Source organism: Nonomuraea sp. NPDC050547 (assembly GCF_044457345.1).
Lineage (GTDB): Bacteria > Actinomycetota > Actinomycetes > Streptosporangiales > Streptosporangiaceae > Nonomuraea.
Window position 1 is genome coordinate 25,824 of the sequence record NZ_JBITGW010000004.1, and the last position, 13,170, is coordinate 38,993.

Annotated in this window: 12 protein-coding genes; 3 read left to right on the plus strand and 9 right to left on the minus strand. The window is 71.9% G+C overall.

Annotated elements, in window-relative coordinates; genetic code table 11:
* Positions 1–18: 18 nt before the first annotated feature.
* From ACIBHY_RS10945 to ACIBHY_RS10955, 3 genes are all read right to left on the minus strand, one after another.
* Positions 19–663: a GPP34 family phosphoprotein gene (locus ACIBHY_RS10945; RefSeq protein WP_397252297.1), complete on the minus strand. Its 645-nt coding sequence runs from the start codon at positions 661–663 to the stop codon at positions 19–21.
* A complete protein-coding gene (locus ACIBHY_RS10950; RefSeq protein ID WP_397306598.1) occupies positions 660–2,045 on the minus strand; it encodes an APC family permease in 1,386 nt (461 codons plus the stop codon). The genes ACIBHY_RS10945 and ACIBHY_RS10950 overlap by 4 nt, the downstream gene beginning before the upstream one ends.
* Before the next feature lie 116 nt (positions 2,046–2,161).
* Entirely contained in the window at positions 2,162–3,481 is a 1,320-nt protein-coding gene (locus tag ACIBHY_RS10955; RefSeq protein ID WP_397306599.1) for a M14 family zinc carboxypeptidase, read from the minus strand.
* Between the two features lie 77 nt (positions 3,482–3,558).
* On the opposite strand from ACIBHY_RS10955, the gene ACIBHY_RS10960 reads away from it, so the two are divergent.
* Genes ACIBHY_RS10960 through ACIBHY_RS10970 form a run of 3 tightly spaced genes read left to right on the plus strand, consistent with a single transcriptional unit; the run spans position 3,559 to position 6,505 of the window.
* Positions 3,559–4,170: a TetR/AcrR family transcriptional regulator gene (locus ACIBHY_RS10960; RefSeq protein ID WP_397252300.1), complete on the plus strand. Its 612-nt coding sequence runs from the start codon at positions 3,559–3,561 to the stop codon at positions 4,168–4,170.
* A 27-nt stretch (positions 4,171–4,197) separates the two neighbouring features.
* Positions 4,198–5,616, plus strand: coding sequence for an MFS transporter (locus tag ACIBHY_RS10965; protein WP_397252301.1), 1,419 nt, complete (start codon positions 4,198–4,200; stop codon positions 5,614–5,616).
* Between the two features lie 40 nt (positions 5,617–5,656).
* Positions 5,657–6,505 (plus strand): M55 family metallopeptidase, encoded by an 849-nt coding sequence (locus ACIBHY_RS10970; protein WP_397252302.1) that lies wholly within the window; start codon positions 5,657–5,659, stop codon positions 6,503–6,505.
* On the opposite strand, the gene ACIBHY_RS10975 is transcribed toward ACIBHY_RS10970, so the two are convergent.
* From ACIBHY_RS10975 to ACIBHY_RS11000, 6 genes are all read right to left on the minus strand, one after another.
* The gene (locus ACIBHY_RS10975) at positions 6,471–7,274 is read right to left on the minus strand and encodes an ABC transporter ATP-binding protein (RefSeq protein ID WP_397252303.1); all 804 of its coding nucleotides are present in this window, start codon (positions 7,272–7,274) and stop codon (positions 6,471–6,473) included. The two genes, ACIBHY_RS10970 and ACIBHY_RS10975, sit on opposite strands and share 35 nt — an antisense overlap.
* A 38-nt stretch (positions 7,275–7,312) precedes the next feature.
* Positions 7,313–8,332 (minus strand): FecCD family ABC transporter permease, encoded by a 1,020-nt coding sequence (locus tag ACIBHY_RS10980; protein WP_397306600.1) that lies wholly within the window; start codon positions 8,330–8,332, stop codon positions 7,313–7,315.
* Positions 8,333–8,366: 34 nt separating this feature from the next.
* The gene (locus ACIBHY_RS10985) at positions 8,367–9,371 is read right to left on the minus strand and encodes a FecCD family ABC transporter permease (RefSeq protein WP_397306601.1); all 1,005 of its coding nucleotides are present in this window, start codon (positions 9,369–9,371) and stop codon (positions 8,367–8,369) included.
* Positions 9,368–10,360, minus strand: coding sequence for an ABC transporter substrate-binding protein (locus ACIBHY_RS10990; protein WP_397252306.1), 993 nt, complete (start codon positions 10,358–10,360; stop codon positions 9,368–9,370). The genes ACIBHY_RS10985 and ACIBHY_RS10990 overlap by 4 nt, the downstream gene beginning before the upstream one ends.
* Positions 10,361–10,384: 24 nt before the next feature.
* On the minus strand, positions 10,385–11,212 hold the full coding sequence (locus ACIBHY_RS10995; protein WP_397306602.1) for a siderophore-interacting protein: 828 nt from the start codon (positions 11,210–11,212) through the stop codon (positions 10,385–10,387).
* 104 nt (positions 11,213–11,316) lie between these two features.
* Positions 11,317–13,170, minus strand: a complete 1,854-nt coding sequence (locus ACIBHY_RS11000; protein WP_397252308.1) for a trypsin-like peptidase domain-containing protein — start codon at positions 13,168–13,170, stop codon at positions 11,317–11,319.

Below are 13,170 nucleotides of genomic sequence, written 5' to 3' on the forward strand. Positions count from 1 at the left end.
ATCGTACGGCGGCGCCGCTCAGCGGTACACGGCCACGGCCGCCTCGCCGATCAGCGTCTCGAACAGGCCGACGAGCTCCTTCACCTGAGGCGAGTGCTCGTTGACGATGGTCCGCAGGGTCGTGGTCAGCTGGGCCGGCGACTGGCCGATGTAGAGCTCGGTGTGCACCTGCAGCGCCAGGACGAGGCCGCAGAGCGCGGCGCCGCGCGCGTCCATCTCCCGCCAGCCGCTCACCGCGGAGCGCACGTCGGTCGAGGCGCGCACGATCGAGGCCATGTCGGCCCGGTAGCGCGTGTACGGCAGCATGCCCAGCCGCCGCCCGGTCACCTCCGTCAGCAGGCCGACGCGTACGAGCTGCCGCCTGGCCCGGTCGTAGCTGTCGGCCGCGACCGTCTTGGCCCAGGTCACCGCGTCCAGCTCCGGCCGCTCGCGGAGGAACGCCCCCGCGTACGCGTCGACGACCGGGTCGCCGGTGGGGGTGCGGTCGGTGACCGCCACGGCGCGGCCGTCGAGCCGGACGCGCCCGTACAGGGCCAGGTCGATCAGCACCGCCCCGGCCAGCCCGAGGGAGATGGAGGAGCGGTGGATGAGCGGCTTGCCGTTCTCGTGGTGGCACACGATGAAGAGGTCCTGGTAGAGCGGCGGCGGGACCTCCGCGCTCACACCGGCTCCTTCGTCAGCGCGCTCGGCCGTAGGGTGGGCGGACGGCCGAGCAGGTACAGGGCGCCGAGGACCACGCCGCCCACCACGAACCAGATCAGGCCGACGACCTGCGCCATCACGTTGGCGTGGATCACGACGAAGACGAGCACGCCCAGCCCGATCAGCGGCGCGACCAGGTGCGCCCACATGTTCGTGGACCGGCCGCGGATCGTGTAGTGCACGATCACCGACAGGTGCAGGACGATGAAGGCCACCAGCGCGCCCATGTTGATCAGGCTGCTGAGGAAGTCGACGCCGTCCGGGCGGGTGGCCATCCACAGCCCGAGACCCACGGAGAGCGCCGAGATGAGCAGGATGGCGTTGGTGGGCACGGCGTTCTTGACCGAGATCCTGGCCAGGAACGAGGGCAGTTGCCGGTCGCGGGCCATGGCGTAGAGCAGCCGGGAGACCGCGACCTGCGCGACCAGCGTGTTGGCGATGCCCCACGAGATGGCGGTGGCCGTCGAGGTGACCTGCCTCAGCCACTCGCCGCCCGCCACCTGGGCCGTGTCGTAGAAGGCGGTGCCGCTGGCGCTGGTCAGCAGACCCTGCGGATCGGGTACGAGCAGCGCCGCCACCCAGACCTGGGCGATGAACAGCACTCCGGCCAGCAGCAGCGCGATGCGCATCGCCCGGCCCACCTGCTCGGAGCCGCCGGTGGACTCCTCGACGAGCATGCTGATCCCGTCGAAGCCGAGGAACGACAGCACCGCCACCGACACCGCGGCGAACACGATCGGCCAGGAGAAGGTGTCCGGGTTGAACAGCGGCGCCAGGCTGAACCCGCGCCCGTAGCCCTGCATGAGGGCCCAGACCCCGGCCGCCAGGAACAGCGCCAGCACGGCCAGCTCGGCGACGATCATCACCTTGGTGATGGTGATCGTCATGCGGATGCCCCGCAGGTTGATGGCGGTGTTGACGGCGACGAAGAAGATCAGCCAGGCCCAGACCGGGATGCCGGGCAGGGTGGAGTTCATGGCGATCGAGGCGACCAGGTAGAGCAGGCTCGGCACCAGCAGGTAGTCCAGCAGGATCGCCCATCCGGTCATGAACCCGACGGGCGGGGCGATGCCGCGGCCGGCGTAGTTGTAGACCGATCCGGACAGCGGGAACGCCCGTACCATCTGGGCGTAGGACATGGCGGTGAACAGGAGCGCGACCACGCCGACCAGGTACGCCATGACCGGCATGCCGCCCGATCGCGAGTAGACGAGGCCGAAGATGGCGAACGGTGCGATGGGCACCATCATGACCAGGCCGTAGAAGACCAGGTCGGCGAGCCCTACCCCGCGGCGTAATTCCTGCTGGTAACCGAAACGGTCGATGCCGGCCTGGGGGTCCACAACAGCCTCCTCGCTGCTGGTCTTACTGAGGTTGTGTGATCCTTCCGTAGCTCTGGGTCGCCTCGCAAGACATATCGGCCCCGTTCAACCGCACAGAACCTCGACAACATCGGTCATTACGCCGGGTCCGGGCCCTTGGCGGCCTCCGCGGCCAGCAGAGCGGCGCCGAGCTGGACGGCGACCAGCGTGCGGATCGGGATCGGGGTGGCGGTGAACCCGGCGTCGGCCTCGGCGAACCAGGCGTCGAAGAGCGCCCGCACGCGGGCCCGTTCCGCCCGGATGGCCGGGGTCGGGTTGCCCGCCGCCAGCTCGGCGTCCAGCATCCGCAGCAAGGTGCCGCCATAGCGCAGCCGCATGCTGTGCTTGAGCTGCTCGTTGCCGACGACCTCGGCGACCGTGGCCGGCCGGTCGGTGCCGGGGAAGCCCTCCCATTCGGAGATGTAGGCGTCGTGGGTGGCGACGAAGTCCTCCATCGACCGGCGGAACGGCGAGGTCACGGTCAGGTCGGCCCCGACCGCGGCCATGGACCGCCTCAGCTCGGCGATCAGGTCGCGCTGCGACGCCAGGTGAGCCGCGATCGTGTCGCCGTACACCTGGCCGGTCGGGGTCTGGTCGGAGACGGCCGGATCGGCCCAGTAGGGCAGCTCGGTCACCAGGTGCAGGGCGCCGAAGCGGTCGGCGTAGTCGACGCTGCCGCCGCCGATGCCGTAGACCTCGCCCAGTTCGGCGCCGCGCGGCGTGATGTAGGCGGCCGGGCCGATCTGCCTGGCGCTCGGGATCTCCGGCGGGCCCATGTGCAGCGGCAGGCCCCGGCCGGAGGCGACGGTGGCGAGTTCTTCCGCCAGGCCGGGCAGCTCGCGGCTGAGGTAGTAGAAGGCGCCCTGGAGCTCGCCGTTGTGCAGGGAGTAGACGAAGTCCGGCTTCACCTCGTCCATCAGCCGCATCAGCGCCTCGGTCTCCGGCAGCGTGCGGTCGAAGGTGTAGCCGTCGCCGGTCAGCGGGAACGTCCACTCGACCTGGTCGGCCTCGCACGGGCGGTAGAAGTGCTCGGCGTACGCCCGCCGGTCGCCGGGCCGCGCGTACCAGCCTTCGTTGAGCCGGGCGCCGTCCGGGTCGACGCAGGGGATGAGGTGCCAGCGGTAGCCGAACTCCTCGCGCAGCCACGGGTCGTCGATGAGCCGGCGCAGCAGGTTGCTCACGGTGAGGGAGCCGATGGGCTCGTTGGGGTGGGGGCCGCCGATGATGACCGCTTCGTGGGGGCCGGCGCCGATCGTGGCCACGCGGAGCGGCTCGCCCAGGCGGGAGGTGCCGATGTGGCGCAGCCGTACCAGGTCGGGGTGGGTGGCGGCGAGGTGGTCGAGCTCGGCGTGCATCTGATCCACGGACGGGAACGCGGCGTGGTCGGGCACCTGGTTCATGTATGCGTCGACGTTCATGCACGCAAAGATAATCTGGATTATTCTAATAATCTAGATTATCGTTTCGCTCACTCAACTCCGGGAGACCCGACACCATGCGACTGACCAGGGCGGAAAGCAAGGCCGCGAACAAGCGCGCGCTGATCGACGCCGCACGGGAGGTCGTCGGCAGGGACGGCGCGCGGGCGAAGCTGGAGGAGATCGCGCAACTCGCCGGGCTCACGACCGGCGCCGTCTACTCGCTGTTCGGCGGGAAGGACGGGCTGATGGTCGCGATGATCGACGACTACACCGGCCCGCTCGACCGGCGGCCGGTCGAGCGGATCCCGCCTGACCGCCCGCTTGAGGAGGTCGTGGACGCCATCGCCCGGCAGTTCTGGCGGATGTCGGCCGACCCGGAGGCCGCCGGGCTGCTGTTGTTCGAGGTCCGCTTGCTGGAGCTCGTGCTGAACGACGCGAACCTGCTCGCCAAGCTCAACACCGCCGTCAACGCCTCCGAGGCCGACCTGGTACGCCACCTCACCGGTCGCGAACACGACGGCGTACCGGTCACCGGAGAACAGGCCGTCCGCCTGGCCCGCGCGCTCAAGGCGCTGCTGTCCGGGCTCGGTCAGGCCGTCATCCTCGGCGTTCACGGCAGCTCGGAGGAGTTCTTCGCCGACGCCGCGCGCTCCCTGGTCACCTCCAGGGTGCTCGGCCCGGCATAGCCAGGTCACCCCCCGAAAGGCAGGACCATGTCCAGATCCGGCTTCGGCATCATCGGCCCTCCGGTGCTGTTCATCGGCGTCTTCCAGTTGCTGGAGACGATGCTCTCGCCCGCGCTCCCGCTCATCCAGAGAGAGCTGTCCGCCTCGCCCGGCGAGATCGCGTGGATCTTCACCGGCGGGCTGATCAGCTCGGCGATCAGCACGCCGATCTCCGGCCGCCTGGCCGACATGTACGACAAGCGGACCGTCCTGCTCATCCTGATGGCGATCACCAGCGCCGGCGCCCTCATCTCGGGCCTGGCGCCCAACGTGCAGGTGCTGATCGCCGGCCAGGCCGTACAGGGCGTCTGGCTGGGCGTGCTGCCGCTGACCGTCGGGCTGTTCCGCGACACCCTCGAACCCGAGCAGGGCGCCACCGGCAACGGCCTGGTCATCGGCACGGCCGCGCTCGCCGGCGCGATCGGCCTGATCCTGTCCGGGCCGCTCATCACCGCGCTCGGCTACCGGAGCCTGTTCTTCCTGACCCTGGGCGGCGCGCTGGTGGCCGCGCTCTGGGCCTGGATCGCCGTGCCCGCCACGCCCCGCGACGCCCGCGGCCGCGTCGACTGGCCGGGCGGGCTGCTGCTCGGCGGCGGGATCGCCCTGCTCATGCTGGGCCTGACCACCTCGTCGAGCTGGGGCTGGACCGATCCCGCCGCGCTCGCCCTGTTCGCCGGCGCGGCCCTGACGCTGGGACTGTGGGCCTTCGTCGAGCTGCGCAGCAGGGAACCGCTCGTGGACCTGCGCCTGCTGGCCGGACGTTCTTCCGCCGGAGTGACCGCGATGGGGTTCGTGTTCGGCTTCGCCTCCTTCGGGCTGCTGGTCGCGCTGCCGATGATGCTGTCCCTGCCCGCGAACACCGGGTACGGCATGGGCGCCGACACCCTGTGGATCGGGCTCTACATGTTCCCGCTGGGCGTCGCGGGCACCGTGATCGCGCCACTGGTCGGGCCGATGACCCGGGTGCTCGGGCGGCGTACCGTGCTGGTGCTCGGCGCCGTCCTGGTCTCCGTGGGCACGGCCATGCTCGCCTTCTGGCACGGCTCCCCGTGGGAGATCGTGGCCGGGGTGACCGTCACCGGCCTGGGCGGCGGCATCGGGCTCACCGCGGTCCTCAACGTCGTGGCCGCCGACGTGCCCGGGGAACGGGCGGCCGGCGTCAGCGGCGTGGTCTTCGTCGCCAAGAGCATCGGCGGCACCTTCGGCGCGCAGGTGGGCGCCATGGTGCTGGCCGGCGGCAGCGTGGCCGGGATCCCCGCCGAGAGCAGCTTCGTGTCCACCTACCTGCTGTCCGCGCTGCTCGGGCTGCTCGCCGTGGGCGCCGCGTTCGTGATCCCCAGCGCTGTGCGGTACGCCGAAGCCGCGCGCGAAGGTTCGGCCAACGCGCCAAAGCCCGCCGCCTTCTAGGGTGACACGCTGCGACAGCGGCCAACGAAAGGAGCAGTCAGTGCGGGTCTACATCTCCATCGACATGGAGGGCATTTCCGGCATCGCGACCATGGACCAGATCGTCCGCGGCGGCCACGGCTATCCCCGCTCGCAGAGCCTGATGACCGCCGAGGCCAACGCCGCGATCGAGGGCGCGTTCGAGGCGGGCGCCGACAGCGTCCTGATCAACGACAGCCACGGCACCATGGACAACCTGCTGCACGAGGAGCTCGACCCCCGCGCCCGGCTGATCTTCGGCACGCCCAAGCTGGACTGCATGGCCGAGGGCATCTCGGCCGAGCACGACGTGGCCATGTTCCTCGGCTACCACGCCGCCGCCGGCTCACCGGGCGTGCTCTCCCACACCTACTCCTCACACTTCTACGAGGTGCGGCTCAACGGCAGCCCGGTCTCGGAGGCCGAGGTCAACGCGCTGCAGGCGGCCGCGGTCGGCGTACCGATCGGGTTGCTCACCGGTGACGACGTCATCTGCGGCGTCGCGGAGAAGGCCTTCCCCGGCGTACGCACCGTCGCGGTCAAGGTGGCCCACGGGCACACCGCGGCCGACAGCCTGTCCCCGACCGAGGCCAGGCGGCAGATCCGGGAGGCCGCGGCGGCGACCGTACGCGGGGCGGGAGACCTGGCGCCGCTGCGCATGCCCGACGTGCTGGAGCTGGAGATCGACATGCCGAGCACGCCCGCGGCGGAGCTGGGCGCGCTCATCCCGGGCGTGCGCAGGATCGCCGACAAGACGCTCGCCGGCACCTTCACCACGCCCGCCGAGCTGCTCGGCTGCGTGAGCGTCTGCTACCACCTCGCCGCCGACGCGATGATCAGCCGGATGGCCCTGTTCGGCCGTCGAGCGTAGGCACGACCATCGGCGTGCCGGTCACCGGGTCCGGCACGACGACGGCGGGCAGGTCGAAGACGTCCTTGATCAGCGCGGCGTCCACCACGTCGGCCGCCGCGCCCTCGGCGACGACCTGCCCGTCCTTCATCGCGATCAGATGGTCGGCGAACCGGCACGCCTGGTTGATGTCGTGCAGCACGGCGACGACCGTGCGCCCCTCGTCCCGCAGCCGCGCCAGCAGCGCCAGCAGCCGGTACTGGTGCGCGATGTCCAGGAACGAGGTCGGCTCGTCGAGCAGCAGGTACGGCGTGCGCTGCGCGAGCACCATGGCCACCCACACCCGCTGCCGCTGCCCGCCCGACAACTCGTTCACCGGCCGGTCGGCCAAGCCGTCCACGCCCGCGGTCGTCATGGCCTCGCTGACCGCGCTCTCGTCCTCCGCCGACCACAGCGACAACATCGGCTGGTGCGGGAAACGCCCGCGCCCGATGAGCTGCCTGACCCTGATGTCCTCCGGCGCCAGCGGATCCTGGGGCAGGAACCCGAGCGAGCGGGCGAGTGCCTTGGCCGCGTAGGACCCGACGTCCCGCTCGTCGAGCAGCACGTTCCCCTCGGCCGGGCGCAGCAGCCGCACGAGCGCCCGCAGCAGCGTCGACTTCCCGCACGCGTTGGCGCCGACGATCGCGGTGAACGCGCCGTCGGGGACGTCCAGGCTCAACCGGGTCGAGACCACCCGGTCGGCGTAGCGCAGCTCCAGCTCCTGGGCCCGCAGACGCACCTCGGTCACGTTCGCCTCACCTCCTTGGCCGGCACTCCGATCAGAGGTCACGTTCGCCTCACCTCCTTGGCCAGCAGCCAGATCAGGTAACAGCCGCCGATCGCGGTGGTGACGACACCGACCGGCAGGGATTCGGGGGCCAGCAGCATCTGCGCGGCCAGGTCGGCGGCCTGCAGCAGGACCGCGCCGGTGAGCGCGGCCGGCAGGAGCGGAACCCCGGCCGCTCCCGCCAGCCGGCGCCCGATCTGGGGAGCGGCCAGCGCGATGAACACGATCGGCCCGGCCACCGAGGTGACCGTCGCGGTGCACCCGACGCCGACCAGCACCATGAGCAGCCGCAGCCGGCCCAGCCCGACACCGGTCGTGCTCGCGACCGCCTCGCCCAGCGCCGCCTGGTGCATGGTGTGCGACCAGGCCGTCATCAGGGCCAGTAGCACACCGATGATCGCGAAGGGAACCGGCAGGTCCGCCCAGTCGACGCCGTTCAGCGAACCCGCGCTCCAGCCCACGGCCGCGATCGCGACCTCCAGCTCGGCGCGCAGCACGATCCACGAGTTGAAGGCGGTCACGATCGCGCTGACCGCGATCCCGATCACGACCAGGCGCAGCCCCGACAGCCCGCCGCCCGAGGACAGCAGGTAGATCATGGCGGCCACGGCCAGCCCGCCGATCACCGAGCTCGTCGCGAGCACGACGGAGCCGCCGGAGAAGACCGTGAGCGCGACCAGCGCGCCGGTGTAGGCGCCGGCGTCGAGGCCGATCACGTCGGGGCTGCCCATGGGGTTGCGGGTGAGGTTCTGGAAGATCGCCCCGGCCACGCCGAGCGCGAGGCCGAAGACCATGCCCGCCAGCACCCGGGGCAGCCGCCAGTCCCTGATCACCACCACGGACTCGCCCTGCCCGCCGAGCGCGGTCAGCACCTCGCCTGGCGTCGCCCACGAGGCGCCGTAACACAGGCCGAGCAGCCCGGCCCCGAGCATCAAGGCGGCCAGCGCCGCAGACAGCACCAGAGCCCGGCGCTCGACCCGGACCGACCGCCCGCCCGCGCGCAGCACGACGACGCTCACAGCGTCCCCACCCCAAAGCGCCCGACGACGACACTCATAGCGTCCCCGCCCCGTAGCGCCGCACGGCCCAGATGAGCACCGGGCCGCCGAGGAACGCGGTCACGATCGCCACCGGCACCTCGCCCGTCGGCAGCAGCACCCGCGAGCCCATGTCGGAGACCAGGAGCAGGATCGGCCCGAGCACCGCCGCGAACGCGGTCAGCCACGGGACAGAACCCCGGGCCATCGGCCGGACCACGTGCGGCACGATCAGGCCGACGAACAGGATCGGCCCGGCCGCCGCGGTGGCCGCCCCGGCCAGCACGGTGATGCACAGGAGCGCGGCCAGCCGTACCCGGGTGACGCTCGCGCCCAGGGTGCGCGCGACCGTCTCGCCGAGCGCGACCGCGTTGAGCGGACGGCTGAGCAGCAGCGCCCCGGCGACGGCGAGGACGATCAGCACCAGCGTGAGCGCGAACGGGTCCTTCTCGCGGCCGGCCAGCGAGCCGATCGACCAGAACCGGAAGCGGTCGAAGACGTCGGGCAGCATCAGCCGCAGCCCCAGCGACAGCCCGGCCAGCACCGCGCTCAGCGCGACGCCGGTGAGCACGAGGCGCAGCGGCGACGCGCGTCCCACCGAGTACACCAGCACCGCGGCCAGCGCCGCGCCGCCGCCGGACAGCGCGAGCTCCGAGGCGGGCGTGGTGGCCAGGCCGAGCGCGGCGCCCACGGTCATCGCGAAGCCGGCCCCGGCGGTGACGCCGAGGACGCCCGGCTCGGCGAGCGGGTTGCGCGACAGCGTCTGGATGAGCACGCCCGCCACCGCCAGCGCGGCGCCGACGCCCACGCCGAGCAGCGCGCGCGGCAGCCGGACGTCGCGCACGATCGAGTGGTCGGGCGATCCGTCGAAGGCGAACAGCGCGCGCACCACCTCGGCGGGCGCGACGGCGTGGGCGCCGACGCCGACGCTGACGACGGCGACCAGCGCGAGCAGGGCCACTCCGGCGACGAGCACCGCGCCGCGCCCGGTGATCGTCCCGGCGCGTGCGGCGAGTGTCATCGCGCGGCCAGCGGCGCCAGCGACTTGTCGAGCGCGTCCAGGGTGAGCAGCGCCTGGCCGTAGGTGGCGGCCTCGGTGTAGCGGATCGCGAAGGCCTTGCCCGCCTTCACCGCGGGCAGCTTCTTCCACAGCTCGGAGTCGAGCACGTACTGGACGGCCTGCAGCGGCGCGCCGTCCGGGCCGACCGAGTAGGTGACCACGTCGGCCTCGGCCAGCGCCGTGGGCAGCTCCTCGATCGAGGGGTACTCACTGACGTCCTTGCTGCCGCCGCCCTTCACCTTGACCTGGCCGTAGTAGGCGGCGCCGATGTCGTTGGCGATGTTGGTGCCCCACGACTTGTCGAACTCGCGCTGGAAGGTGCCCTTGCCGACCTCCCCGTACGCGCCGACGTGGGCGAGCTTCAGCCCCGGCAGGACCTTCTCGTACTTCTTCCTGAGCTCGGCCGCCTTGGCCTCGTAGGTCGTCCTGGCGGTGTCGAAGCCCTCCAGCGCGCCCGCGGCGTCGGCCTGGCGCTGCGACAGTTCCCGCCACGCCGAGGGGACCGTCGGCCCGATCGCCACGACGGGCGCGATCGACTGCAGGCGCTTGAGGTCGACGTCGGCCAGCACCGGCGTCGGCACGCCGATGACGATGAGGTCGGGCTTGGCGTTGGCGATCGCCTCGTAGTTGGTCTCCGCCGCGGTGTCGCCCGCGACCTTCGGCAGCTTGTCGTAGGCGGCGCGGGTCTTGGCGTCCATGAGCGGCACGCCACGCTTCCACGTCGAGATCCCCGTCAGCGGCGCTCCCGCCTCGATCAGCACGGGTACGGCATAGCCGGTCGCGACCACGCGCCGGGGGTCGGCGGGGATGGTGATGTCGCCGTTGGCGGCCTTGAAGACGCGGGTGGCGGTCTTGGCGGCGGGCGGCTGGCTCCCGGTGTTCGACGCGCAGCCCGCGGTGGCCACGGCGAGTGCGAGCATGACGGAGCCGAGCGTGCGGCCAGTAGACATGGGTGTTTCCTTAACGTGGGTGGATCAGTGCTCGTGGTCGTCGTAGTCGGCGGCGCCGCGTTTCCAGTAGCCCGTGATGTCCTGGTCGTCGGCGCCGAGCTTGAGGTGGTCGCGGACCCAGCGGCGCAGCGGCTTCAGCGTCTCTGCCTCGCCCGCCATCCAGGCGAAGATCCGCTCGCCCTCGGGCACCGCCACCTCCTGGACGGCCCGCGCGAGGTCGCCGTTGCGCAGCCAGCGGACCTCGACGCCCGCGGGCGCGGTCAGCTCGATCTCCTCGCCGGCGTCGGCGACCTCGATGAAGGCCCATCCGGCGGCGGTGCCCGGCAGCTCTTCCAGCCAGCGGGCGATCGCGGGCAGCGCGGTGAGGTCGCCGGCCAGCAGGTACCGGTCGTAGGAGTGGGGCACGATCAGCCCGCCGGGCGGGCCGGCGACGTGGGTGGTCGCGCCGGGGGCGGCGTTCCGCGCCCAGTCGGCGGCGACGCCCTTGCCGTGCAGGGCGAAGTCGAGGTCGAGTTCGCCGGCCGCCGGGTCGTAGCGGCGCACCGTGTACTTGCGGGTGGTGGGGAACGGGCGCGGCCAGCTCAGCATGTGGCCGTCGGGCTCGGGCAGGCGCAGGGAGCCGTCGGTCTCGGGGAAGATGAGGCGTACGTGCTCGTCGGGGGAGTGGGCCTCGAATCCGGCCAGGCCGGGGCCGCCCAGGGTCACCCGGATCAGCCCGCTGCCGACCATGGCGGTGCGCAGGACCTCGACCTCGCGGATCCGGATCGGGTAGGCCACCTTGCGGGCGATCGTCCCCGCTCTGACCTCCGCGATGCGCTCCAGGTACCGCTCACGGTCATCGATCCGCTTCACGAGTTCCGTCCCTTCTGGGTGATTTAGGCAAGGCTAACCTAATCACATGGAAGGGAAGGGCCGCGCCCGGGGGCAGGCCGGGCGCGGCCGTCGAGGGGGATCGGTCAGGGAGCGTCGTAGCCGAGGGAGTAGGCGCCGGCGCCGCTGTAGGCGTGGACGCGGTAGCGGTAGTACCCGGCGGTGCCGGTGTACGTGAGCGTCTCGTCCGGGCCCGAGGTGGCGCCCTGGGCGACGGCGGCCCAGCTGGAGCCGTTCCACTTCTGCAGGTACAGGTCGTAGTCGGTGCCCGCGGGACCGTCCAGGCAGGCGCGGTGGGGGCCGGTCGTGGTCGTCTGGAAGTACTGGCCGTCAGGCTGGTACTGGCTGGCGCCGCTGGTCAGCGACCCGGTCTTGTTCGTCTCGTAGCCCGGACACCCCGTCGGCGGACCGCTGCCGAGTGTCAGGGTGAACGTGGCCGAGCGGGTCACCGAGGCGCCCGTGCCCACGACGGTGATCGTGTAGCTGCCCGTCGGCGCCTGCGCGGTGGTGGAGAGCGTCAGCGTCGAGGACGCGCCGGCCTGGATGACCGAGGGCGAGAACGACGCGGTGACGCCCGCCGGCTGGCCGGAGGCCGCGAGCGTGATCTGCTGCGCGCTGCCGCCGGTCACCGCGCTGGACACGGTCGAGGTGGCGGTCTGTCCCGGCTGCACGGTGGCCGAGGACGGGGAGAGGGCCAGCGAGAAGTCGTTGCCTCCGGTGGGCGGGTTGTTGTCGATCATGCCGGAGATCTCGTTGTAGACCTCGGTGATCCTGGTGCCCCAGTTGGGGCAGCCGCCCAGGTGGTGCAGGGCGATCACCTTGTGGCTGGAGGCGGCCAGCACCGGCGAGCCGGAGTTGCCGCCCGAGGTGTCGCAGCGGTAGCCGGTGTTGACGCCGGAGGACACCACGTCGATCTTGCAGGTGGCGCCGCCCTGGGTCTCCTCGAACAACGACAGTCGCTTGGGCCGCGCGTCGCCGTGGCCGGGGATGTAGATCCGCTCACCGGCGACGGGCGGGCGCGGGTCGAGGTACAGCGTGCCGAACTGCTGGATGGCGGCGAAGTCGGCGACGCTGAAGAGGGTGTAATCGAGGGCGTTGAGCACGCTGGTCTTGAGGAACTGCCCGCCGGCCACCTTGGTGCCGGCCCGCGGGTCGTTGCCGCCGCACGTCGCGCACTGGTAGTCGAACTGGAACTCGCTGGCGGCCAGGTCGGCGGCGTTCTCCATGCAGTGGTTGTTGGTCAGCATGCGGTTGGTGTTGCCGACCCGCCACGCGGTGCAGTGGCCCAGGCCGTCGAGGAGCTGGCGGGCGACCGCGTTGCCCCTGGCGTACTCGGTGGGGTGGCTGTCGCGGTAGCAGACGACGTCACGCCGGGCGTCGGTGCCGCAGACCGAGAAGCTCTTGGGGGTGCGCGCGGCGGCTTCGTCGCCGGTGAAGCCGCGGTAGTAGCGGTTGATCACGGCGCCGTAGCCGAGCCCGGCGAGCCGCGCGGCCGAGCGCCGGCCGGTGGTGTGCAGGGTGACCACGGCCGTGTCGCCGTCGACGGACAGGGCGGCGAAGCCCGGCGTGCCGTGGACGGTGTGGCCGGAGCCGCGGACGTTGGCGCCGAGCGTCGGGTCGCCGTAGTAGGTGTGGACCTCACGGCGGTCGGGGCCGGCGACGGTGACGTAGTCGCCGGGGACGAGCTTGAGCGCGGCGAAGTGGACCTTGATGTAGCTGGATCCAGGTCGCCGGATCTGGGTGGTGCGCTCCGCCGCGCCGTAGCGCAGCTTGAGGTCGGCAGCGTGCTGCTCGCCGGCGGGGGTGACCGGGTCTGCCTGCTGCTGGGCCGGTGGTGGGGTGGTCGCTGACTGCTGCTGGGGTACGGCTGCCGCGGCCGGAGCGGCCGTCGCGAGGATCGCGGCCAGGGCCACGATCGCAGTCCAGGGCTTGTGACTCAT